This window comes from Enterobacter sp. DN (assembly GCF_046054285.1).
Taxonomy (GTDB): Bacteria; Pseudomonadota; Gammaproteobacteria; order Enterobacterales; family Enterobacteriaceae; genus Enterobacter; species Enterobacter hormaechei_C.
Genome location: NZ_JBJJTG010000012.1, coordinates 87,251 through 110,693 on the forward strand (window position 1 = coordinate 87,251; position 23,443 = coordinate 110,693).

Consider the following 23,443-nt stretch of genomic DNA (forward strand, 5'->3'; position numbering starts at 1 on the left):
ATTATAGAATAAAACGGCTCAGATCTTCATCTGCCACTAACGCATCCAGGTGTTTGCCCACATAGTCTGCGTCAATGGTAATGCTTTGACCGTTAAGGTCGCTCGCATCATAAGAGATGTCTTCCATCAGGCGTTCCAGCACGGTGTGCAGACGACGCGCACCGATGTTTTCGGTGGTTTCGTTGACCTGCCACGCGGCCTGGGCGATGCGCTTGATACCGTCATCGGTAAATTCAATGTTCACGCCTTCGGTCGCCATCAGCGCTTTGTACTGTACGGTCACAGAAGCGTTTGGCTCAGTCAGGATACGTTCGAAATCTTCGGTGGTCAGCGCCTGTAACTCGACGCGGATTGGCAGACGTCCCTGAAGTTCCGGGATCAGGTCAGACGGGCTGGCAATCTGGAACGCACCGGAGGCGATAAACAGAATGTGGTCAGTTTTAACCATGCCGTGCTTGGTGGAGACGGTGCAACCTTCCACCAGCGGCAGCAGGTCGCGCTGAACGCCTTCGCGTGAGACATCCGGGCCGGACGCGTTGCCGCGCTTACAGATCTTGTCGATTTCGTCGATAAACACGATACCGTGCTGCTCAACCGCGTCGATAGCATCCTGTTTCAGCTCTTCCGGGTTAACCAGCTTCGCGGCTTCTTCTTCAATCAGCAGCTTCATCGCGTCTTTGATTTTCAGCTTACGCGCTTTCTGCTTCTGCCCGCCCAGGTTCTGGAACATGGACTGCAACTGGCTGGTCATCTCTTCCATGCCCGGAGGTGCCATAATTTCCACGCCCATTGGCGCGGCAGCGAGATCGATCTCAATCTCTTTGTCGTCCAGCTCGCCTTCGCGCAGTTTTTTGCGGAATGCCTGACGCGCAGCAGAAGGTTCAGGCTGCTGTTCAGCCTGTCCCCAGTTGTTTTTTGCCGGTGGGATCAGCACGTCGAGAATACGCTCTTCGGCCATCTCTTCGGCGCGATAGCGGTTTTTCTCAATTGCCTGGACACGCACCATCTTAATCGCCGAGTCGGTCAGGTCGCGGATGATGGAGTCCACTTCTTTACCCACATAGCCCACTTCGGTGAACTTGGTGGCTTCAACTTTGATGAACGGCGCGTTAGCCAGTTTGGCCAGACGACGGGCGATTTCGGTTTTACCCACACCGGTCGGGCCGATCATCAGAATATTTTTGGGTGTCACTTCGTGGCGAAGCTCTTCGTCGAGCTGCATGCGACGCCAGCGGTTACGCAGTGCGATAGCCACGGAGCGCTTGGCGTCGTCCTGGCCGATAATGTGCTTGTTCAGTTCGCTGACAATTTCGCGTGGGGTCATTTCAGACATGGGCGATCCTTACGCTTTAGACGGTAATTCTTCGATGGTGTGATTGTGGTTGGTATAGATGCAGATATCACCTGCAATATCCAACGCTTTCACCGCGATATCGCGCGCGTTCATGTCGGTATTTTCCAACAGCGCACGGGCTGCGGCCTGGGCGTACGGGCCGCCAGAGCCGATGGCAATCAGGTCGTTTTCAGGCTGAACCACGTCGCCGTTACCGGTGATGATCAGCGAGGCGTTTTCGTCAGCCACGGCCAGCAGCGCTTCGAGCTTGCGCAGCATGCGGTCGGTACGCCAGTCTTTTGCCAGCTCAACGGCGGCTTTCACCAGATGACCCTGATGCATTTCCAGTTTGCGTTCAAACAGTTCAAACAGCGTGAAGGCATCAGCCGTGCCGCCTGCGAAACCGGCGATCACTTTGTCGTTATAAAGACGACGTACTTTCTTCACGTTGCCTTTCATGACGGTATTACCCAGCGTGGCCTGGCCATCACCGGCAATTACCACCTGGCCGTTACGGCGTACACTTACTATTGTTGTCACGAGCAGACCCCCTGGTTACAGATTCGGGAAACAGAAGCCCTGAGCCTGTGCTCAGGGCTGAATTAAATGATAGATGGGGGGGATTTTGGGGGTTTCAACCCCCGGAGGCGAGTCGAATGCAGTTTGTGTGGCCAGCCACTTTCAAACGGGAAATGGTGCCGTCTGCGTTTTCTTTGCCTTTGACCGGTCCAATCACTACGCGATTCCAGCCGTTGTTGGTGGTAATGCGAGAGTCAAATCCTTCAAATGCCAGCTGAGCACGCACCGTTTCTGCCTGTTCGGCGCCTTTAAACGAACCGCACTGAACCATCCAGCGGCGTTCATCTTTTTTCTCAGCCGTCTGCTTCGGTGCCTCGGTCTCTTTGGTGACCGGCGCAGCCTGCTGCGTTTTTGGCTGTTGCGCAGTGGTATGCGCAGGCGTCTGCAACAGATCCTGATACGGCTGTGCCGTTTGCTTCTGCGGCTGCGCCTTCGGTTGCTGCTGGACAGGCTGAGTTTGTACGGTACGCGTCTGCTGCTGCGGTTGTGAACGCGGCTGCTGTACCGGCTGCGTCTGCGTCCACTGCTGCTGTTGCGTTTGCTGCTGAGCCTGACGCTGGCGCTGCAACGTTTGCTGACGCTGCGCCGGGGTTTGTTCGTTCCACGGTACTTCGTTCAGCTGCGTAGGCTGCTGGCGCATGTCCGCCTGCATCTGAGCGAGCAATTGACGCTGTTCGTCCGTCAGCTGATCGGCATTCTTTACTTCACCCCCGGCAGAAGGCTCGGTAGGCGCACGTACGCCAGGCTGGCGGCTTTCCAGCTCTTTAATGTAGCGCCAGCGCTCTTCAGGCTTCGGCGGCAGGCCGTTGCCAACGACCTTGTTACCCTGAAGGGCTTCAGACTCTTCTTTTTTATGATGCGTAATGAAGTAGAGGCCGCCAATAAAGGCCACCAGCACAGCCGCAGCAATGGCGACCATAGCTGGGGAGACAGCAGACAGGCTGCGTTGCTTGCTTTTTGAACTACTCTTTTTGCGTCGCGAAGGTGCCGGCTGGCCGCGACGTACATAATCTCGTTGTGCCACTATCGTTTCGCTGTATTTATTCGTTCGTCAGCCCGCCATGTTACTTAAGCGACGGGGCTTTGACCAGATAAGGGTGTCGAAAGGTATTTACTTTAAGTTAATGCCTGGGTAGAGCCGCGCACAATCAGCTCACAATCCAGTAGTCGTGACCCACTGCTAACTGATTGACCGTGCAGCTGATCCAGCAAAAGCAGCATCGCTTCACGGCCGATGTCATACCGCGGCTGTGCAACGGTCGAAAGCGGCGGATCGCAAAACTCCGAAAGTGAAATATTATCAAAACCGATTATCGACAGGTCCTGCGGCACGCGCAGGCCGTGACGTTTGGCGTAGGATAACGCCCCCAGCGCCATCACGTCGCTGTGGCAGAAGACCGCGGTGGGCGGTTCTGGCAAGGACAGCAATTTTTCCAGCGCCTGCCCGCCCGCTTCAAAGGTGAAATCACCGCGCGCAATGTAGTGCGGATCGACGATAGCCCCGGTACGGCGCAGCGCCTGAACGTAGCCCTGCAAGCGGTAATGACACAGCGGCATCTCTTCTGGTCCGGCGATACAGCCGATACGCTTATGCCCCAGTTCCTGAAGATAGTTCACGGCGTTGAATGCGGCGGTGAGGTTATCGATATGAACGGTTGGCAGCTCCAGCTCCGGCGCGAATTCGTTCGCCATGACCATCGGCGGTAAATTGCGCTGTTCTTCAATGCTGGCATCAAACGGCAGGCGTGAGCCAAGCAGCAGCATGCCATCAATCTGCTTGGTGATGATCAGGTCGATGAACGTTTTTTCCTGCTGGTTCTGGTGAGCACAATCGCCAATCAGCACCAGATAGCCTTGGGCGGCGGCCGTGACCTCAATGCCGCGGATGATTTCGCTGAAGAAGGGATCGCAGATATCCGGCACGATCACCAGGATGGTGCGGGATTCGTTGCGTTTAACGTTGCGCCCCATGGCTTGCGGGAAATAACCGACCTCAAGCGCCGCCTTTTCAACCCGGTTTCGGGTCGCCTGGGAGACTTTGTCAGGGTTCATCAATGCGCGGGACACGGTTGCTGTTGAGACTTGTGCTTTCTCGGCAACGTCTTTCATGGTCGCCGAGGCAACCTCTTTCCTGGACTTCAACGTCTTCTCCTCGCCTGAACACCGAACTGCGGACAGCACCATTTTTACAGATAGTTAATGGAATCGGTTACAGAATTTTCATAAAAAGTGTGAGGCGCATTAAATTTTTCGATCCGTCTTCAGCCTTCAATCGGATCGACGTCAAGAACCCACTTCACTTTTCGCGCTTCCGGTAGGGTATTGATCAGCGCCAGCGTGCCGCTGACGATCTGCTGTAAACGGATACGCGAGGGGTGCTGAAGTAACAGTTGCCAGCGGAAACGGCCGCCGCGTTTCGGGGCGAGCGCGGGTACCGGGCCTAAAATCCACAGCTGATTATCCACCAGCGGGCTGGCTTGCAGGAGGTTTCTCAGCTGTTGCAGGAACAGCGGAGCCTGCTGGTTATTATGATCTTCCGCACGGATGATAACGTGGCTGGTCCATGGGGGAAGCTGCATCGTCTGACGTTCGGCCAGCGCCTGGTCCGCGAAGGCGTCATAGCCTTTGTGCAGCAGAGTTTGCAGCAGCGGATGTTCAGGGTGGTGCGTTTGCAGCACCACCTCGCCCTGCTTACCCGCTCGACCAGCGCGACCGGCAACCTGGGTATAAAGCTGGGCGAAACGCTCGGCGGAGCGAAAATCCGCGGAGAACAGCGCGCCGTCGACGTCCAGCAGGGCGACCAGCGTCACGTCCGGGAAGTGGTGCCCTTTCGCCAGCATCTGAGTACCAATCAGGATGCGCGCGCCGCCGCGATGCACTTCCGCCAGTTGCTGCTCCAGCGCCCCTTTACGGCTGGTGGTATCCCTGTCGATACGGGAGATGGGTACGTCCGGGAAGAAGGGCGCGAGCGCCTGTTCAAGCTGTTCCGTTCCCAGACCGACCGGCACGATGTGCGTTGAGCCGCAGGACGGGCATTGACGGGGGACCGGACGCTGGCTGTCGCAGTGGTGGCAGCGTAAATGGCGCTGAGCCTGGTGGAAGGTGTAGTAGTGATCGCAGCGCGGGCACTCCGCGATCCAGCCGCAGTCGTGGCACAGCAGCGCAGGCGCGAAGCCGCGGCGGTTCAGGAACAGGATCACCTGGTTGCCCGCCTGCAAATGCTGGCGCATGCGGCTAATCAGCGCAGGCGCTAACCCGGCCTGCACCTGCTGGCCTTTCAAATCCAGCACATGCTGAATGGCCGGGCGGGCATTCCCCGCACGGCGCGTCAGGCGCAGCATGTGGTATTTACGCTGGCGAACGTTGTGCAGCGTTTCAAGCGCGGGGGTGGCGGACCCGAGAATAATGGGGATTTGCTCGCTGTGGGCGCGGTACACGGCTAAGTCGCGGGCGTGATAGCGCCAGCCTTCCTGCTGTTTATAGGAGCTGTCATGCTCTTCATCGATTACGATAACGCCGAGATTTTTAAAGGGCGTAAACAGCGATGAACGGGTGCCGATCACAATTGCTGCTTCGCCGTTTTTCGCTTTCAGCCAGGCGCTGAGGCGCTCGCTGTCGTTCAGGCCGGAGTGCAGAACCTCAACGGGCGCATTAAAGCGTTCACGGAAACGCGCGATGGTTTGCGGCGTCAGGCCGATTTCCGGCACCATCACCAGCGCCTGTTTGCCCTGCGCGAGCACGTTTTCCAGCACGCTCAGATATACTTCGGTTTTACCGGAGCCGGTGACGCCCGCCAGCAGCCAGGCGGAAAAACGATCGGCGGCGCTGTGAATCGCGCCCACGGCGGTGGCCTGCTCGGTATTCAGACGCAGGCGATCGCCCGAGACGGAAAAGCCGTCGCGCCAGTCGTGAAGGGCAGGTGCTTCACTGGCCAGCTCGCTCAGCCCTTTCTTCCTTAATGCCTGCAACGCGGTTTCGCTTACCTCAAGCTCGTCGACCTGATGGCGCCAGATTTTTCCCTGGCGCAGCGCGGCCAGCGCCTGCTGCTGTTTCTGCGAGCGCTTCAGGCTGTTAATGTCCACCGCCTGGCCCTGCTCGGTGGCAAACCAGTACCACATTGGCGCGTGGCTGGCGCTCTTGCCCTGGCGCAGCATAATGGGCAGGGCATGGAACAGCACGTCGCCAATCGGATGATGATAATAATCTGCCGCCCACAGCAGCAGTCGCCAGGTGCTGGTGGAGTAAACCGGCTCGCTGTCCAGCACCTCAACAACCGATTTCAGCTCGTTAAGCGGCAGTTCGCTGTGTTCGCTGACGGACACCACGATCCCCACGCGCTGCTGTTTGCCAAACGGCACGGTCACGCGACAGCCCGCTTTGGCGCTCATGCTGTCGGGCAGCAGGTAGTCAAAGGTGCGGGGAAGCGGAACGGGCAGGGCAACGTGAGCGACGGGCATCGAATCTTCCTGACTTGAAAAGTGGCGCGTTAGTATACACATTAGTGAAAGCGGCGTGCGGATCAGTTTGCATACGTTGGTCAAATTCTGTATGATTCGCCGCCTTTGGTGTATTTTACGCCAAAGAACTTACATTCAACATCGCGTGGTGTCTGGCGTTAGGGCTGGAAGAGCGACGCGGCCTTAACTGAGGTTCTCCCATGAAAAAAGATATTCACCCGAAATACGAAATGATTACTGCAAACTGCTCTTGCGGTAACTCTATCCAGATCCGCTCTACCGTGGGTCACGATCTGAACCTGGACGTGTGCGGCAAATGCCACCCGTTCTACACTGGTAAGCAGCGTGATGTTGCAACCGGTGGCCGTGTTGACCGCTTCAACAAGCGTTTCAGCATCCCGGGCGCTAAATAAGTTTCCCGAAAAAAAGGCACCGCAAGGTGCCTTTTTTGTATCCGCTTATCAGTATTCCCACGTATCCGGGTCGATACCCAGTTCACGCATGATCACCTTCGCCTCTTCTGGAATTTCGTCACTGCGCTCTTTGCGCAGATCGTCATCGTTCGGCAACGGTTGGCCGGTAAACGCATGCAGGAACGCTTCGCACAGCAGTTCGCTGTTGGTGGCGTGACGCAGGTTGTTCACCTGACGACGCGTACGTTCATCGGTGAGGATCTTCAACACCTTCAGAGGAATGGACACCGTGATTTTCTTGACTTGCTCACTCTTCTTACCGTGCTCAGCGTATGGGCTGATATATTCGCCGCTCCATTCAGCCATGAGATACCTTTAATCCTCTCAGTCATTAATCTAAAGGTGCAAAACCGGTAACCATCAGTTTTGAACCGTAATCTTGCGTAGTTTACCGTAGAGACGATACCGAGGCACGGATATTGCCGCTGTAGCGTGTCCTAAAGCATATAATTTTAACGGCTATTTGCACATTGCTCAATCTATACGCAAAGAAGTTTAGATGTCCAGATGTATTGACGTCCATACTTTCAATGTTTACTCTGGTGCCTGACTTTTCACCTCATTCGCCAGGAAGCCTCACCATGACGCGTAAACAGGCCACCATCGCAGTGCGTAGCGGATTGAATGATGACGAGCAGTACGGCTGCGTTGTCCCGCCAATTCATCTCTCCAGCACCTATAATTTCACCGGATTTAATGAACCCCGCGCGCATGACTACTCGCGTCGCGGCAATCCTACGCGTGACGTCACGCAGCGCGCGCTGGCGGAACTGGAAGGCGGCGCGGGTGCGGTATTAACCAATACCGGCATGTCTGCCATTCACCTGGTGACTACGGTGTTCCTGAAACCTGGCGATCTGCTGGTGGCGCCGCACGACTGTTATGGCGGCAGCTATCGTCTGTTTGATAGCCTGGCGAAACGTGGCTGCTACCGTGTGCTGTTTGTCGATCAAAACGACGAACAGGCGCTGAAACAGGCGCTTGCCGAGCAGCCGAAGCTGGTGCTGGTGGAAAGTCCAAGCAATCCATTGTTGCGCGTAGTCGATATTGCGAAAATTTGTCAGCTCGCAAGGGATGCGGGAGCGATAAGTGTAGTGGATAATACGTTCCTCAGTCCGGCCCTTCAGAACCCACTGGCACTGGGTGCCGATCTGGTGTTGCATTCATGCACTAAATATCTGAACGGCCATTCTGACGTAGTAGCAGGTGTGGTGATTGCCAAAGATCCTGAGGTAGTCACCGAACTGGCATGGTGGGCCAATAACATTGGCGTCACCGCGGGCGCGTTCGACAGCTATTTGCTGTTGCGCGGCATCCGTACGCTGTCGCCGCGTATGGACGTGGCGCAGCGTAATGCCCAGGCGATCGTGGATTTCCTGAAAACCCAGCCGCTGGTGAAGAAGCTTTATCACCCGTCGCTGCCGGAAAATCAGGGGCACGAGATTGCCGCGCGCCAACAGAAAGGATTTGGCGCGATGTTAAGTTTTGAACTGGACGGTGACGAGCAAACGCTGCGTCGCTTCCTGAGCGGGTTGTCATTGTTTACGCTGGCGGAATCCTTAGGGGGAGTAGAAAGCTTGATCTCCCACGCCGCAACCATGACGCACGCAGGTATGGCACCCGAAGCACGTGCCGCCGCCGGGATTTCCGAGACGCTGCTGCGTATCTCGACCGGTATTGAAGATTCTGAAGATTTAATTGCCGATCTGGAAAATGGCTTCCGGGTTGCAGCCAAGGGGTAATCATGAGTGTGATAGCGCAGGCAGGGACGAAGGGTCGTCAGCTGCACAAGTTTGGTGGTAGTAGTCTTGCTGATGTGAAATGTTACCTGCGTGTCGCAGGGATCATGACCGAGTATTCACAGCCGGGGGACATGATGGTTGTCTCTGCGGCGGGCAGCACCACCAACCAGTTGATTAGCTGGCTGAAACTGAGCCAGACCGATCGCCTCTCTGCGCATCAGGTGCAACAGTCCTTACGTCGTTACCAGAGTGAACTGATTGCCGGTTTGCTGCCTGCGGACGTGGCGGACGGGCTGATTAGCGCTTTTACGCACGACCTTGAGCGTCTGGCCGCTCTGCTGGACAGCGGCATTACCGATGCAGTGTATGCGGAAGTGGTTGGCCACGGTGAAGTGTGGTCTGCGCGCCTGATGGCCGCCGTGCTGCAACATCTTGGTGTGGAAGCCGCCTGGCTCGACGCGCGTGATTTCCTGCGTGCCGAACGTGCCGCACAGCCGCAGGTGGACGAAGGGTTGTCTTACCCGCTGCTGCAACAGCTGCTGGTGCAACATCCTGGTAAACGTATTGTCGTCACCGGTTTTATCAGCCGCAGCAATGCTGGCGAAACCGTTCTGCTGGGCCGCAACGGCTCTGACTACTCGGCAACGCAGATTGGCGCCCTGGCGGGCGTGTCCCGCGTCACCATCTGGAGCGACGTGGCCGGTGTCTACAGCGCGGACCCGCGCAAAGTAAAAGATGCCTGCCTGCTGCCGCTGCTGCGTCTCGACGAAGCGAGCGAACTGGCGCGTCTGGCGGCCCCGGTGCTGCACGCGCGCACGCTACAGCCGGTTTCCGGCAGCGATATCGACCTGCAACTACGCTGTAGCTACACGCCGGATCAGGGTTCCACCCGCATTGAACGCGTGCTGGCATCCGGTACGGGCGCGCGCATTGTCACCAGCCATGATGACATCTGCCTGATTGAGTTCCAGGTGCCTGCGGGCCAGGATTTCAAACTGGCACACAAAGATATCGACACCATCCTGAAACGTGCCCAGGTGCGTCCGCTGGCCGTTGGCGTACATAACGATCGTCAGCTGTTGCAGTTCTGCTATACCGCTGAAGTGGTGGACAGCGCCCTGAAAATTCTGGATGAAGCGGGCCTGCCGGGCGAGCTTCGCCTGCGTCAGGGGCTGGCGCTGGTGGCGATGGTGGGCGCGGGCGTCACCCGTAACCCGCTCCACTGCCACCGCTTCTGGCAGCAACTGAAAGGTCAGCCGGTGGAGTTCACTTGGCAGTCGGAAGAGGGCATCAGTCTGGTTGCCGTGCTGCGTAAAGGGCCAACCGAAAGCCTGATTCAGGGTCTGCACACCTCCCTGTTCCGCGCGGAAAAACGCATCGGCCTGGTACTGTTCGGGAAAGGGAACATCGGTTCCCGCTGGCTGGAACTGTTCGCCCGCGAGCAGGTAACGCTTTCGGCGCGTACCGGGTTTGAATTTATTCTGGCAGGGGTGGTGGACAGCCGCCGCAGCCTGCTGAACTACGAAGGGCTGGACGCCAGCCGGGCGCTGGCCTTCTTTAACGATGAAGCGGTTGAGCAGGATGAAGAGTCGCTGTTCCTGTGGATGCGCGCGCACCCGTACGACGATCTGGTGGTGCTGGATGTGACCGCCAGCGAACAGCTGGCCGATCAGTATCTGGATTTCGCCAGCCACGGTTTCCACGTCATCAGCGCCAACAAACTGGCGGGCGCGAGCAGCACTGATAAATACCGTCAGATCCATGACGCATTCGAAAAAACGGGCCGTCACTGGCTGTATAACGCCACCGTTGGCGCGGGCCTGCCAGTGAACCATACCGTGCGCGACCTGATTGAAAGCGGCGACAGCATTCTGGCGCTGAGCGGGATCTTCTCCGGCACGCTCTCCTGGCTGTTTTTGCAGTTTGATGGCACCGTTCCGTTCACCGACCTGGTGGATCAGGCGTGGCAGCAGGGCTTAACCGAGCCGGATCCCCGCGTTGACCTTGCCGGTAAAGATGTGATGCGTAAGCTGGTGATCCTGGCGCGTGAAGCCGGCTACGACATTGAGCCGGGTCAGGTACGCGTTGAGTCGCTGGTGCCTGCGGGCTGCGAGGAAGGGTCCGTCGATCACTTCTTCGAGAACGGCGACGAGCTGAACGAGCAGATGGTGCAACGTCTGGAAGCGGCTAACGAGATGGGCCTGGTGCTGCGTTACGTGGCGCGCTTCGAGGCGAACGGTAAAGCGCGCGTGGGCGTGGAGGCGGTGCGTCCTGAACATCCGCTGGCGGCGCTCCTGCCGTGCGATAACGTCTTCGCCATCGAAAGCCGCTGGTATCGCGATAACCCGCTGGTGATCCGTGGCCCGGGCGCGGGACGCGATGTCACCGCCGGAGCCATTCAGTCTGACATTAATCGTCTGGCTAAGCTGCTGTAATTTCGCTTGTTCCCTCTCCCCGTGGGAGAGGGTTAGGGTGAGGGCAGCAGACCGCACTCACCCCCATCATGAACGCCCTTCATCTTGCCTGAACAAACCTCACCGTTATTGTTGATTATTTCTGTTGACGTCATCCCGCTTTTCCGTCATTTTTACATCTGGACGTCTAAACGTATAGAAGTTCACAACACAACAAACATCGACACGCGAAAGATAGAGGTAAGGTATGAGCTTTTTTCACGCCAACCAGCGGGAAGCACTGAATCAGAGCCTGGCCGAAGTAAACGGCCAGATTAACGTCTCTTTTGAATTTTTCCCGCCGCGCACCAGTGAAATGGAGCAAACCCTGTGGAGCTCTATCGATCGCCTGAGCAGCCTGAAGCCGAAGTTCGTCTCCGTGACCTACGGCGCCAACTCCGGTGAGCGTGACCGCACGCACAGCATCATTAAGGGCATTAAAGACCGAACCGGTCTGGAAGCGGCGCCGCACCTGACCTGTATCGACGCCACCCGTGATGAACTGCGCGCCATTGCCCAGGACTACTGGAATAACGGCATTCGCCACATTGTGGCCCTGCGCGGCGACCTCCCGCCAGGCAGCGGCAAGCCGGAGATGTTTGCCGCCGATCTGGTCGGGCTGCTGAAAGACGTTGCCGACTTTGATATCTCCGTGGCCGCCTACCCTGAAGTTCACCCGGAAGCCAAAAGCGCCCAGGCGGATCTGCTCAACCTCAAGCGTAAAGTGGAGGCCGGTGCTAACCGCGCGATTACGCAGTTTTTCTTTGACGTGGAAAGCTACCTGCGCTTTCGCGACCGCTGCGTCTCGGCGGGTATTGATGTCGAAATCATCCCTGGCATTCTGCCGGTCTCGAACTTCAAACAGGCGAAGAAATTCGCGGATATGACCAACGTGCGCATTCCGCTGTGGATGTCCAAAATGTACGAAGGACTGGACGACGACCCGGAAACCCGCAAGCTGGTGGGGGCCAATATCGCGATGGATATGGTGAAGATTTTAAGTCGCGAAGGGGTGAAAGATTTCCATTTCTACACCCTGAACCGCGCGGAAATGAGCTATGCCATTTGCCATACGCTCGGTGTTCGCCCGGCGCTGTAAAGTAAAAAGCCCTCATAAAACGAGGGCTTTTTAATCGAACAGAGAGTTAAAAGGTATTAGCTATCGAATCTGTGGATTAATTCAACTATCTCTTATCGCTAGTGGTGTATATCGTAACGGTAACACTGTAAAGGGAGCATAGCGATGAGCACGTCAGACGAGACCAATAACGCGGCATCCGCCGGCAAATGTCCGTTCCACCAGGGCGGCGTCGATCACAGCGCGGGTGCAGGTACCGGCAGCAAAGAGTGGTGGCCTAAACAACTTCGCATCGATCTTCTAAACCAACATTCCAACCGTTCGAACCCGCTGGGTGAAGACTTCGACTACCGCAAAGAATTCAGCAAGCTCGACTATTCTGCCCTTAAGGGCGATCTCAAAGCCCTGTTAACCGACTCACAACCGTGGTGGCCTGCCGACTGGGGCAGCTATGCGGGCCTGTTTATCCGTATGGCCTGGCACGGCGCGGGTACCTATCGCTCCGTTGACGGTCGCGGCGGCGCCGGACGCGGTCAGCAACGCTTTGCACCGCTGAACTCCTGGCCGGATAACGTCAGCCTGGATAAGGCTCGCCGCCTGCTGTGGCCAATTAAGCAAAAATACGGACAAAAAATCTCCTGGGCTGACCTCTTTATCCTCGCGGGTAACGTGGCGCTGGAGAACTCCGGCTTCCGCACCTTTGGTTTCGGTGCCGGGCGTGAAGACGTCTGGGAACCGGATCTGGACGTGAACTGGGGCGATGAAAAAGCCTGGCTGACCCACCGTGACCCGGAAGCGCTGGCGAAGCGCCCGCTGGCGGCCACCGAAATGGGTCTGATTTATGTGAACCCGGAAGGGCCGAACGCCAGCGGTGAACCGCTGTCTGCGGCGGCGGCGATCCGCGCTACCTTTGGCAACATGGGCATGAATGACGAAGAGACCGTCGCGCTGATTGCGGGCGGCCATACGCTCGGTAAAACGCACGGCGCAGGTGAAGCCACGCACGTGGGCACTGACCCGGAAGCGTCGCCGATTGAAGCGCAGGGCCTGGGCTGGGCCAGCACGCACGGCACCGGTATTGGCGCTGACGCCATCACCTCCGGGCTGGAAGTTATCTGGTCTCAAACCCCGACCCAGTGGAGCAATTACTTCTTCGAGAACCTGTTCAAATACGAATGGGTGCAGACGCGTAGCCCGGCGGGCGCCATTCAGTTCGAAGCCGTGGATGCGCCGGAAATTATGCCTGACCCGTTCGACCCGTCGAAAAAACGCAAGCCAACCATGCTGGTCACCGATCTGACGCTGCGTTTTGATCCGGAATTCGAGAAAATTTCCCGTCGCTTCCTGAACGATCCGCAGGCCTTCAACGAAGCCTTTGCGCGTGCCTGGTTCAAGCTGACCCACCGCGATATGGGGCCAAAAGCGCGGTACATCGGCCCGGAAGTACCGAAAGAAGATCTGATTTGGCAGGATCCGCTGCCGCAGGCGGTGTTCAATCCGTCGAAAGAAGACATTGAAAGCCTGAAAGCGGAAATTGTGGCATCCGGTCTGTCCGTGAGCGAACTGGTTTCGGTTGCCTGGGCGTCGGCTTCAACCTTCCGAGGTGGCGATAAGCGCGGCGGTGCCAACGGCGCGCGTCTGGCACTGGCGCCTCAGCGCGACTGGGATGTGAACGCCGCAGCGGTTCGCGCGTTACCGGCTCTGGAAGCCATCCAGCGCACCACTAATAAAGCCTCACTGGCCGATATCATCGTGCTGGCGGGTGTTGTGGGCGTTGAGCAGGCGGCGAAAGCCGCGGGCGTTTACGTCAACGTACCGTTCACCCCGGGCCGCGTGGATGCGCGTCAGGACCAGACGGACATCGAGATGTTTAACCTGCTCGAACCGGTTGCTGACGGTTTCCGCAACTACCGTGCGCAGGTGGATGTGTCCACTACGGAGTCGCTGCTGATCGACAAAGCCCAGCAGCTGACCCTGACTGCGCCGGAACTGACGGTGCTGATCGGCGGTCTGCGCGTACTGGGTGCAAACTTCGATGGCAGCAAGAATGGCGTGTTTACCAACCGCGAGGGCGTGCTGAGCAACGACTTCTTCGTTAATCTGCTGGATATGAACACCCAGTGGAAAGCGACCGACGACTCAAACGAGCTGTTTGCCGGTAGCGATCGCGCCAGCGGGGAAGTGAAATACACCGCGACCCGCGCCGATCTGGTCTTCGGTTCAAACGCCGTCCTGCGTGCGCTGGCCGAAGTTTACGCCAGCAGTGATGCACACGAGAAGTTCGTTCGTGATTTTGTTGCCGCATGGGCGCGAGTGATGGATTTGGACCGGTTTGATGTGAAGTAACCATTGTGCCGGGTGGCGGCTACGCCTTACCCGGCCTACAAATTAAAGTGCCATGTAGGCCGGGTAAGCGCAGCGCCACCCGGCTTTTTTCGTTACTCCCACTCCTGCAAGAATCGCTGTCCGTACTGGTCCGCCACCAGCAGTGCCGCATAGACCTGATCCGGCGTTACGCCGCCAGGCATGTTGTGAANCTCCCACTCCTGCAAGAATCGCTGTCCGTACTGGTCCGCCACCAGCAGTGCCGCATAGACCTGATCCGGCGTTACGCCGCCAGGCATGTTGTGAATGGTTTCCCCTTCGGCACAGGACGCCTCCGCGATCAGCCGCATTTTGGCCGGAATATCCTCTTTGATATTCAGCTGCGCCAGCGTGATCGGCAGTCCAACACTGTGGCAAAGCGCGGCGACGGTCTCAATTTCTTCAACCGGCGCGTTCTCCAGTACCAGTTGCGTCAGCGTGCCGAACGCGACCTTTTCACCATGGTAGAAATGATGCGCATCCGGCACCGCCGTCATGCCGTTGTGAATGGCATGCGCCGCCGCCAGCCCGCCGCTTTCAAAGCCCACGCCGCTGAGATAGGTGTTGGCTTCGATAATGCGTTCCAGCGCCGGTGTGACCACGTGCTGTTCCGCCGCCAGCATCGCTTTCTCGCCCTCTTCAACCAGCGTGTTGTAGCACAGCTCTGCCAGCGCTAACGCTGCCTGCGTGCACTTGCCGCCCGCCATGGTCGTCGCGCCGCTACGTGAGCAGGCACGCGCTTCAAACCAGGTTGCCAGGGCATCGCCAATCCCGGCGGCCAGCAGGCGTGCAGGTGCGCCCGCCACCACTTTGGTATCGACAATCACCATGTTCGGGTTGTGCGGCAGCATCAGGTAGCGATCGAACTCGCCGCTGTCGGTATAAATCACGGAAAGGGCGCTGCACGGCGCATCGGTGGAGGCAATGGTCGGGGCAATGGCCACCGGCACGTCCATAAAGTGGGCCAGCGCTTTGGCAGTATCCAGCGTTTTTCCGCCGCCGATACCCAGCACCGCCAGACAGTCAGTGCTGTCGGCCAGCTTTTTCAGGCGATCGATTTCATTTTGCGAACATTCGCCACCAAATGGTGCAATTTCGGCATGGAGTCCGGCTTTTTTAAAACTCTGGCGCAGGGTTTCTTCAGCAAAACCCAGCACAAATTTATCGCCCACCACCAGCCAGCGATTTGCCAGCGGCTTCAGGTAGTCGCCGAGGCGAGTGAGAACATCTGCGCCCTGGATGTATTTTCCCGGGGATTGAATGACACGGTCCATAACATTACTCCCTTAGTGTTTGAGGTAAATTCTGTCCTGTTCGAACTGCACTAAGAGTGACTCTACTCCCGGCGTGCCGGTCATTTGTTGCGCTACGTCTAAGGGAAACGTGATTGCCTTACCGGTGGCAAAGATTGAGGGGGAGATCAGGGAAGGGGGAAGATCGAGAAGTGCCCGGCAAGCGTAGCGCTGCCGGGCACTGAGCATTAACCGGTGTTGCGCATACCTGCCGCAACGCCTGCTATCGTTACCATCAGCGCCTGTTCAACGCGCGGATCCGGCTCTTTACCTTCCTCCTCCGCCAGACGCGAACGGTGTAGCAGTTCAGCCTGTAAAACGTTCAGCGGGTCGGTGTAGATGTTACGCAGCTGGATAGACTCGGCGATCCACGGCAGGTCTTCCATCAGGTGGGAGTCATTAGCGATATCCAGCACCACTTTAATATCGCCTTCAAGCAGCTCGCGCAGCTCTTTACCCAGCGCCCACAGCTCTGGTTTCACCAGACGCTGATCGTAGTATTCCGCCAGCCACAGGTCGGCTTTCGAGAAGACCATCTCCAGCATGCCCAGACGGGTAGAGAAGAACGGCCAGTCGCGGCACATGGTTTCCAGTTCGCTCTGCTTTCCGTCTTCCACCACTTTTTGCAGCGCCGCACCGGCACCCAGCCAGGCCGGCAGCATCAGACGGTTTTGCGTCCAGGCGAAGATCCACGGAATGGCGCGCAGGGATTCAACGCCGCCGGTCGGGCGACGCTTGGCCGGGCGCGAACCCAGCGGCAGTTTACCCAGCTCCTGCTCAGGCGTGGCTGAGCGGAAGTAAGGCACAAAGTCTTTGTTTTCACGCACGTAGCCGCGATAGAGGTCGCAGGAGATGTCAGACAGCTCGTCCATAATCCGGCACCAGGACTCTTTTGGCTCCGGCGGCGGCAGCAGGTTGGCTTCCAGGATCGCACTGGTATAGAGCGACAGGCTGCTGATGGTCACTTCCGGCAGGCCGTACTTGAAGCGGATCATCTCGCCCTGCTCGGTCACGCGCAGGCCGCCTTTCAGGCTTCCTGGTGGTTGAGAGAGCAGCGCTGCGTGTGCAGGCGCACCGCCACGACCAATGGAGCCGCCGCGTCCGTGGAACAGGGTCAGTTCAATACCGGCTTTTTCGCAGGTTTTGATTAGCGCATCCTGCGCCTGATACTGCGCCCAGGAGGCTGCCATCACGCCCGCATCTTTCGCGGAGTCGGAATAGCCAATCATCACCATCTGTTTGCCCTGAATAAAGCCGCGATACCAGTCGATGTTCAGCAACTGGGTCATCACGTCGTTAGCGTTGTTCAGGTCGTCGAGGGTCTCAAACAGCGGGGCCACTGGCAGGGCATAGTCAATGCCCGCTTCTTTCAGCAGAAGGTGAACGCCCAGCACGTCGGACGGGGTCTTCGCCATGGAGATCACATAGGCGGCCACCGATCCTTTCGGCGCATCCACGATCGCTTTACAGGTGTTGAGCACTTCGCGGGTGTCGTTGCTTGGCTCCCAGTTGCGCGGCAGCAGCGGGCGCTTGGAGTTCAGCTCGCGGATCAGGAACGCCTGTTTGTCGGCTTCTGACCAGCTTTCATAGTCGCCGATGCCGAGGTAGCGGGTCAGCTCGCCCAGTGCTTCGGTATGACGGGTACTTTCCTGACGAACGTCGATACGCACCAGCGGCACGCCGAAACACTTCACGCGGCGCAGGGTGTCGAGCAGTTCGCCGTTGGCAATGATGCCCATCCCACAGGCCTGGAGCGATTTATAGCAGGCGTACAGCGGCTCCCAAAGCTGTTCGTTCTGGCTCAGCAGACCTTCCGGCTTCGGCAGGCGCTGGCCTTTCAGGCGCGCTTCCAGCCAGACCTGAGTGGCCATCAGCTGACCGCGCAGTTTTTTCATCAGGAAACGGTACGGTTCGCTGGCGCCTTCTTCACCGGCCAGCGCGCGCAGTTCCGGCGTGGCTTCCACCATCGACAGCTCGGAGATCAGCACCTGAATATCTTTCAGGAACAGGTCGGTCGCTTTCCAGCGGCTCAGCAGCAGGACGTGGCGGGTGATTTCCGCCGTCACGTTCGGGTTGCCGTCGCGGTCGCCGCCCATCCAGGAGGTGAAGCGCACCGGAACAAAATCAACCGGCAGGCGGTAGCCCAGGTTCTCTTCCAGCTGTTCGTTCAGCTCGCGCAGGTAGTTGGGGACCCCTTCCCACAGGCTGTTTTCCACCACCGCAAAGCCCCATTTGGCTTCGTCGACCGGGCTTGGGCGATGCTTACGAATTTCATCCGTGTGCCAGGACTGGGCAATCAGCTGGCGCAGACGGCGCATAAGCTGGTTACGTTCGTAGTCGGCAATGTCTTTGTTATCCAGTTGCTTCAGACAGTTGTTCACTTCCACCATTTTGTGGATCAGCGTACGACGGGTGATTTCGGTTGGGTGTGCGGTCAGCACCAGCTCCAGCGAAAGGGATTCCACCGCTTTTTTGATGGTCGCTTCGTTGAGGTCGGGCTGGTCTTTGAGTTTACGAAGGGTGCGGGCAATGACTTCCGGGTTGCTGGCCGCTTCGCCTTTTGGCGAAATGCTGTGGTATTGCTCAGCGGTGTTTGCCAGGTTCAGAAACTGGCTGAAGGCGCGGGCAACGGGCAGCAGCTCATCGTTGGAGAGGTTCTGCAAGGTGGTGAGCAGCTCCTGACGATTGGCCTCGTTACCGGCGCGGGAAGATTTGGACAGCTTGCGGATGGTTTCAACGCGGTCGAGGATGTTCTCCCCCAGTGCGTCTTTGATGGTATCTCCAAGCACTTTGCCGAGCATACTGACATTACTACGCAACGCGGAATATTGTTCGTTCATAAAAACCCAGTCACCCCATCATTTTTGTTTATGCCCATGCGAAAATCTTCTGGACATTATTTTGTCATCTCCCTTTATAAAGCCACGTAAAACCCCCGTCGTCAATTGCTGCGAAAACGGTTCAGCAAACGAATAAATGTGGGCAATTTACGAAATTTAATTCGTATTGCGTCAGATAAGAGATGCTTATGGGAATGTGACGAAGATCATGCGATTTGTTGCCCTCACCCTAACCCTCTCCCACAGGGAGAGGGGACTGTTCGGTGCGTTTTTAATGCCAGCAGAAGTGATGCACAACCTGGGTAATGAGTTCGCGAGTGGGCTTGATGAAGCGGGTTTCGAGATATTCGTCCGGCTGGTGGGCCTGGTTGATGGAGCCAGGGCCCAGAACCAGCGTCGGGCACAGCGTCTGAATAAACGGCGCTTCGGTGCAATAGTTCACCACGTCGGTTTTCTCGCCGAGCAGTTTTTCCACCACCTGAACCAGCTGATGGTCAGGCGGACATTCGTAGCCTGGAATCGGCGGATGCAGTTCGGAGACCGTCAGACGGCCCGGCCAGCGCTCGCTGACCGGTGCCAGCGCTTCGTTCAGTAAGCCATCCAGATCGCTCAGCGTCATGCCCGGCAGAGGACGGATATCCATATGCAGTTCGCAGCAGGCGCAGATACGGTTGGACGCATCACCGCCGTGCAGGCTGCCGAGGTTTAGCGTCGGATACGGCACGGTGAACGCCTCGTAGTGATAGCGCTCTTTCAGATCGTCGCGCAGGGTCATGATGCGGCCAATCGCGTCATGCATCAGCTCGATGGCGTTCACGCCGCGCGCCGGATCGCTGGAGTGGCCGGACTGTCCGAGCACGCGCACCGCGGTAGAAATATGGCCTTTGTGCGCCCGAATCGGTTGCAGAGAGGTCGGTTCGCCGATGATCGCGCAGTCAGGACGAATCGATGTGTTTTCAGAGAAATAACGTGCGCCCGCCATGCTGGTCTCTTCATCGGCGGTCGCCAGAATGTAGAGCGGCTTTTTCAGGGTTGTCACGTCCACGTCACGCAGCGCGTCGAGGATAAAGGCGAAAAAGCCTTTCATGTCGGCGGTGCCCAAACCGTAGAGTTTGTTGTCATGTTCGGTCAGCGTGAACGGATCGCGCGTCCAGCGGCCATCATCAAACGGCACGGTGTCAGTGTGGCCAGCCAGCAGCAGGCCGCCCGCGCCATGTCCGGTACTGGCGAGCAGGTTAAATTTGTGGCGTGTTCCGGGGACGGGCTGAACCTCAACGTTAAACCCAAGATCGCTAAACCAACCCGCCAGCAGATTGATTAAAGACTCATTGCTCTGATCCAGGGCTTCTTCCGTCGCGCTGATGGAGGGTGTGGCAATCAGGGCGCGGTAAATCTCGATAAATGGCGGTAAGTTCATTTTCATTGTTAACACACCTTAGGTCGTGATAGTATCAATATTCATGCAATAAATGTGAATAAAAATACATTATCGTTGAGCATAAAGGAACCCGATGTTGAATACGCTGATTGTAGGCGCTAGCGGTTATGCGGGCGCAGAGCTTGTAAGCTACGTAAATCGCCACCCTCATATGACCATAACCGCTTTGACCGTGTCAGCGCAAAGCAATGATGCCGGAAAGTTAATTTCCGATTTGCATCCACAGCTTAAGGGCGTGGTTGATTTGCCTTTGCAGCCCATGTCTGACATCAGCGAGTTCACCGACGGCGTTGACGTTGTGTTTTTAGCCACGGCGCATGAAGTTAGCCACGACCTGGCACCGCAATTTTTAGCGGCCGGCTGCGTGGTCTTTGATCTCTCCGGCGCGTTTCGCGTTAACGACAGCGCGTTCTACGAAAAATATTACGGTTTCACCCATCAGCACCCGGATCTGCTCGAAAAAGCGGTGTACGGCCTGGCGGAGTGGAGCGCTGACAAACTGAAAGAAGCGGATCTGATTGCCGTGCCGGGCTGCTACCCGACGGCGGCGCAGCTTTCCCTGAAGCCGCTGATCGACGCCGGTCTGCTGGATCTGCATCAGTGGCCGGTGATCAACGCCACCAGTGGCGTGAGCGGCGCCGGGCGCAAAGCGGCGATCTCCAACAGCTTCTGCGAAGTGAGCCTTCAGCCGTATGGCGTGTTTAATCACCGCCATCACCCTGAAATCACCACCCATCTGGGCGCGGACGTGATTTTCACCCCGCACCTCGGCAGCTTCCCGCGTGGGATCCTCGAAACCATTACCTGCCGCCTGAAACCGGGTGTGACCAAAGAACAGGTGAGCGAGGTCTTCACGCAGGCGTATGCGGATAAACCGCTGGTGCGCCTGTATGACAAAGGCGTGCCGGCGTTGAAAAACGTGGTTGGCCTGCCGTTCTGCGACATCGGCTTTGCCGTGCAGGGCGAGCATCTGATTGTGGTCGCCGCAGAAGATAACTTACTCAAAGGCGCTGCCGCACAGGCAATGCAGTGTGCAAATATTCGTTTCGGCTTCCCTGAAACGCAGGCTCTTATTTAAGGTGTGATGATGAATCCATTAATTATCAAACTCGGTGGTGTACTGCTGGACAGCGAAGAAGCGCTGGAGCGCCTGTTTACCGCACTGGTGAACTATCGCGAATCACACCAACGTCCGCTGGTGATTGTGCACGGCGGCGGCTGCGTGGTGGATGAGCTGATGAAAGGGCTCAACCTGCCGGTGAAAAAGAAAAATGGCCTGCGCGTGACGCCAGCGGATCAGATTGACATCATTACCGGCGCGCTGGCGGGAACGGCGAACAAAACGCTGCTGGCGTGGGCGAAGAAACACCATATCGCCTCCGTTGGCCTCTGTCTGGGCGATGGAGATAGCGTAAAAGTGACCCAGCTCGACGAAGAGCTTGGCCATGTTGGACTGGCGCAGCCAGGTTCGCCTGAGCTGATTAACACCCTGCTGGAAGGCGGTTTCCTGCCGGTGGTGAGCTCAATCGGCGTGACCGAAGAGGGCGAACTGATGAACGTCAATGCGGACCAGGCGGCGACGGCGCTGGCGGCAACGCTGGGCGCAGACCTGATCCTGCTCTCCGACGTGAGCGGCATTCTGGACGGCAAAGGCCAGCGCATTGCGGAAATGACCGCCGCAAAAGCCGAGCAGCTGATCGATCAGGGCATTATCACCGACGGCATGATCGTTAAAGTGAACGCCGCGCTGGATGCGGCCCGCACGCTGGGCCGCCCGGTGGATATCGCCTCCTGGCGTCACGCGGAGCAACTCCCGGCGTTGTTTAACGGCACGCCGATTGGCACGCGTATTCTGGCTTAAGATTCTGTGCCGGATGGCGCTTCGCTTATCCGGCCTACGTGAATTTTGTAGGCCCGGTAAGCGCAGCGCCACCGGGCAAAAATATCATCATTAAGGAAATTCGTTATGGCACTTTGGGGTGGGCGTTTTACACAGGCAGCGGATCAGCGGTTCAAACAGTTCAACGACTCTTTGCGCTTCGACTACCGCCTGGCCGAACAGGATATTGTCGGCTCTGTGGCCTGGTCCAAAGCGCTGGTGACCGTTGGCGTGCTGACCGCAGACGAACAGCAGCAGTTGGAAGAGGCGCTGAACAACCTGCTGGAAGAGGTGCGTCTGGATCCGGAGCAAATCCTCCAGAGCGATGCCGAAGATATTCACAGCTGGGTGGAAGGCAAACTGATCGATAAAGTCGGCCAGTTGGGTAAAAAGCTCCATACCGGGCGTAGCCGTAATGACCAGGTGGCGACCGACCTGAAGCTGTGGTGCAAAGAGACCATCGGCGAACTGCTGGCGGCGAATCGTCAGTTGCAGAGCGCACTGGTGGACACCGCGCAGAGCAATCAGGATGCGGTGATGCCGGGTTATACCCACCTGCAACGCGCGCAGCCGGTGACGTTCGCGCACTGGTGTCTGGCCTACGTTGAGATGCTGGCGCGTGATGAGAGCCGTTTACAGGATACCTTAAAGCGTCTGGACGTCAGCCCGCTGGGCAGCGGCGCGCTGGCCGGTACGGCGTATGAAATCGACCGTGAGCAGCTGGCAGGCTGGCTGGGCTTTGCCTCCGCCACCCGCAACAGCCTGGACAGCGTCTCTGACCGTGACCACGTGCTGGAGCTGCTCTCGAATGCCTCTATCGGGATGGTGCACCTGTCGCGCTTTGCCGAAGACCTGATCTTCTTTAACTCTGGCGAAGCCGGGTTTGTAGAGCTGTCCGACCGCGTGACGTCCGGCTCCTCCCTGATGCCGCAGAAGAAAAACCCGGATGCGCTGGAGCTGATCCGCGGTAAGTGTGGCCGTGTGCAGGGCGCGCTGACCGGTATGATGATGACCCTGAAAGGGCTGCCGCTGGCATACAACAAAGACATGCAGGAAGACAAAGAGGGGCTGTTCGACGCGCTCGACACCTGGCTGGACTGTCTGCATATGGGCGCGCTGGTGCTGGACGGCATTCAGGTGAAACGTCCGCGCTGCCAGGAAGCGGCGCAGCAGGGGTATGCTAACTCTACCGAGCTGGCGGACTACCTGGTGGCGAAAGGCGTACCGTTCCGCGAGGCGCACCATATTGTGGGTGAAGCGGTGGTGGAAGCGATTCGTCAGGGTAAAGCCCTTGAAGAGCTGGCGCTTGCCGACCTGCAAAAATTCAGCGCGGTTATCGGGGATGATGTCTACCCGATTCTGGCCCTGCAATCCTGCCTGGATAAGCGTGCAGCGAAAGGTGGCGTGTCGCCGAAGCAGGTAGCGCAGGCGATTGCGGATGCGAAAAACCGGTTGGTTTGAATTGGTTTGAATAGTGCGGGCTGGTGCCCTCACCTCGGCCCTCTCCCACAGGGA

16 protein-coding genes and 1 pseudogene are annotated in these 23,443 nt (G+C 57.7%); 8 read left to right on the forward strand and 9 right to left on the reverse strand.

The annotated features are described in order from the left end of the window. Window position 1: 1 nt before the first annotated feature. The 5 genes from hslU to priA all read right to left on the reverse strand — a co-directional run bounded on the left by hslU (window position 2) and on the right by priA (window position 6,369). Window positions 2–1,333, reverse strand: coding sequence for an HslU--HslV peptidase ATPase subunit (gene hslU / locus ACJTMZ_RS20845; protein WP_015569947.1), 1,332 nt, complete (start codon window positions 1,331–1,333; stop codon window positions 2–4). Between the two features lie 9 nt (window positions 1,334–1,342). Beyond that, window positions 1,343–1,873 (reverse strand): ATP-dependent protease subunit HslV, encoded by a 531-nt coding sequence (gene hslV, locus ACJTMZ_RS20850; protein WP_003862036.1) that lies wholly within the window; start codon window positions 1,871–1,873, stop codon window positions 1,343–1,345. Between the two features lie 94 nt (window positions 1,874–1,967). After that, on the reverse strand, window positions 1,968–2,936 hold the full coding sequence (gene ftsN, locus ACJTMZ_RS20855) for a cell division protein FtsN (protein WP_047055747.1): 969 nt from the start codon (window positions 2,934–2,936) through the stop codon (window positions 1,968–1,970). A 92-nt stretch (window positions 2,937–3,028) separates the two neighbouring features. After that, window positions 3,029–4,054, reverse strand: a complete 1,026-nt coding sequence (gene cytR / locus ACJTMZ_RS20860) for a DNA-binding transcriptional regulator CytR (RefSeq protein ID WP_032651968.1) — start codon at window positions 4,052–4,054, stop codon at window positions 3,029–3,031. Between the two features lie 119 nt (window positions 4,055–4,173). After that, the gene (priA, locus tag ACJTMZ_RS20865; protein WP_015569950.1) at window positions 4,174–6,369 is read right to left on the reverse strand and encodes a primosomal protein N'; all 2,196 of its coding nucleotides are present in this window, start codon (window positions 6,367–6,369) and stop codon (window positions 4,174–4,176) included. A gap of 200 nt (window positions 6,370–6,569) precedes the next feature. On the opposite strand from priA, the gene rpmE reads away from it, so the two are divergent. Then, on the forward strand, window positions 6,570–6,782 hold the full coding sequence (rpmE, locus tag ACJTMZ_RS20870) for a 50S ribosomal protein L31 (RefSeq protein ID WP_003862040.1): 213 nt from the start codon (window positions 6,570–6,572) through the stop codon (window positions 6,780–6,782). A gap of 48 nt (window positions 6,783–6,830) precedes the next feature. On the opposite strand, the gene metJ is transcribed toward rpmE, so the two are convergent. Beyond that, a complete protein-coding gene (gene metJ, locus ACJTMZ_RS20875; RefSeq protein WP_006179183.1) occupies window positions 6,831–7,148 on the reverse strand; it encodes a met regulon transcriptional regulator MetJ in 318 nt (105 codons plus the stop codon). A 275-nt stretch (window positions 7,149–7,423) separates the two neighbouring features. Between metJ and metB the strand changes: the two genes are divergently transcribed. From metB to katG, 4 genes are all read left to right on the forward strand, one after another. Next, the gene (gene metB, locus ACJTMZ_RS20880) at window positions 7,424–8,584 is read left to right on the forward strand and encodes a cystathionine gamma-synthase (RefSeq protein WP_015569951.1); all 1,161 of its coding nucleotides are present in this window, start codon (window positions 7,424–7,426) and stop codon (window positions 8,582–8,584) included. Window positions 8,585–8,586: 2 nt separating this feature from the next. Further along, window positions 8,587–11,019 carry a bifunctional aspartate kinase/homoserine dehydrogenase II gene (locus ACJTMZ_RS20885; protein ID WP_017383103.1) on the forward strand — a complete coding sequence of 811 codons (2,433 nt, stop codon included), beginning with the start codon at window positions 8,587–8,589 and terminating at the stop codon, window positions 11,017–11,019. A 226-nt stretch (window positions 11,020–11,245) separates the two neighbouring features. Continuing rightward, complete coding sequence (metF, locus tag ACJTMZ_RS20890; protein WP_003862045.1) at window positions 11,246–12,136, forward strand: methylenetetrahydrofolate reductase; 891 nt, start codon at window positions 11,246–11,248, stop codon at window positions 12,134–12,136. Between the two features lie 144 nt (window positions 12,137–12,280). After that, window positions 12,281–14,461, forward strand: coding sequence for a catalase/peroxidase HPI (gene katG / locus ACJTMZ_RS20895; RefSeq protein WP_015569953.1), 2,181 nt, complete (start codon window positions 12,281–12,283; stop codon window positions 14,459–14,461). 191 nt (window positions 14,462–14,652) lie between these two features. Here the strand turns inward: katG and ACJTMZ_RS20900 are convergent. From ACJTMZ_RS20900 to argE, 3 genes and pseudogenes are all read right to left on the reverse strand, one after another. Next, window positions 14,653–15,753: pseudogene (locus tag ACJTMZ_RS20900) on the reverse strand (glycerol dehydrogenase); the annotation flags it as partial. Between the two features lie 206 nt (window positions 15,754–15,959). Next, complete coding sequence (gene ppc, locus ACJTMZ_RS20905) at window positions 15,960–18,611, reverse strand: phosphoenolpyruvate carboxylase (protein WP_032672225.1); 2,652 nt, start codon at window positions 18,609–18,611, stop codon at window positions 15,960–15,962. 271 nt (window positions 18,612–18,882) lie between these two features. Continuing rightward, a complete protein-coding gene (gene argE / locus ACJTMZ_RS20910) occupies window positions 18,883–20,034 on the reverse strand; it encodes an acetylornithine deacetylase (RefSeq protein WP_015569956.1) in 1,152 nt (383 codons plus the stop codon). Between the two features lie 88 nt (window positions 20,035–20,122). Here argE and argC point away from each other — a divergent pair, with 88 nt between their 5' ends. From argC to argH, 3 genes are all read left to right on the forward strand, one after another. Continuing rightward, entirely contained in the window at window positions 20,123–21,127 is a 1,005-nt protein-coding gene (gene argC / locus ACJTMZ_RS20915) for an N-acetyl-gamma-glutamyl-phosphate reductase (protein ID WP_015569957.1), read from the forward strand. Between the two features lie 6 nt (window positions 21,128–21,133). Further along, complete coding sequence (gene argB, locus ACJTMZ_RS20920; protein WP_015569958.1) at window positions 21,134–21,910, forward strand: acetylglutamate kinase; 777 nt, start codon at window positions 21,134–21,136, stop codon at window positions 21,908–21,910. A gap of 105 nt (window positions 21,911–22,015) precedes the next feature. Further along, window positions 22,016–23,389 carry an argininosuccinate lyase gene (gene argH, locus ACJTMZ_RS20925; RefSeq protein ID WP_015569959.1) on the forward strand — a complete coding sequence of 458 codons (1,374 nt, stop codon included), beginning with the start codon at window positions 22,016–22,018 and terminating at the stop codon, window positions 23,387–23,389. The last annotated feature ends 54 nt before the right edge of the window (window positions 23,390–23,443 follow it).

What these genes read in the sequence shown, in the direction of transcription:
- argE (WP_015569956.1), bottom strand. Translation starts at nt 20,034, where the DNA reads ATGAAAATGAACTTACCGCCATTTATCGAGATTTACCGCGCCCTGATT.
- metJ (WP_006179183.1), bottom strand. Translation starts at nt 7,148, where the DNA reads ATGGCTGAATGGAGCGGCGAATATATCAGCCCATACGCTGAGCACGGT.
- argC (WP_015569957.1), top strand. Translation starts at nt 20,123, where the DNA reads ATGTTGAATACGCTGATTGTAGGCGCTAGCGGTTATGCGGGCGCAGAG.
- hslU (WP_015569947.1), bottom strand. Translation starts at nt 1,333, where the DNA reads ATGTCTGAAATGACCCCACGCGAAATTGTCAGCGAACTGAACAAGCAC.
- ACJTMZ_RS20885 (WP_017383103.1), top strand. Translation starts at nt 8,587, where the DNA reads ATGAGTGTGATAGCGCAGGCAGGGACGAAGGGTCGTCAGCTGCACAAG.
- katG (WP_015569953.1), top strand. Translation starts at nt 12,281, where the DNA reads ATGAGCACGTCAGACGAGACCAATAACGCGGCATCCGCCGGCAAATGT.
- rpmE (WP_003862040.1), top strand. Translation starts at nt 6,570, where the DNA reads ATGAAAAAAGATATTCACCCGAAATACGAAATGATTACTGCAAACTGC.
- argB (WP_015569958.1), top strand. Translation starts at nt 21,134, where the DNA reads ATGATGAATCCATTAATTATCAAACTCGGTGGTGTACTGCTGGACAGC.
- metF (WP_003862045.1), top strand. Translation starts at nt 11,246, where the DNA reads ATGAGCTTTTTTCACGCCAACCAGCGGGAAGCACTGAATCAGAGCCTG.
- ppc (WP_032672225.1), bottom strand. Translation starts at nt 18,611, where the DNA reads ATGAACGAACAATATTCCGCGTTGCGTAGTAATGTCAGTATGCTCGGC.
- metB (WP_015569951.1), top strand. Translation starts at nt 7,424, where the DNA reads ATGACGCGTAAACAGGCCACCATCGCAGTGCGTAGCGGATTGAATGAT.
- priA (WP_015569950.1), bottom strand. Translation starts at nt 6,369, where the DNA reads ATGCCCGTCGCTCACGTTGCCCTGCCCGTTCCGCTTCCCCGCACCTTT.
- argH (WP_015569959.1), top strand. Translation starts at nt 22,016, where the DNA reads ATGGCACTTTGGGGTGGGCGTTTTACACAGGCAGCGGATCAGCGGTTC.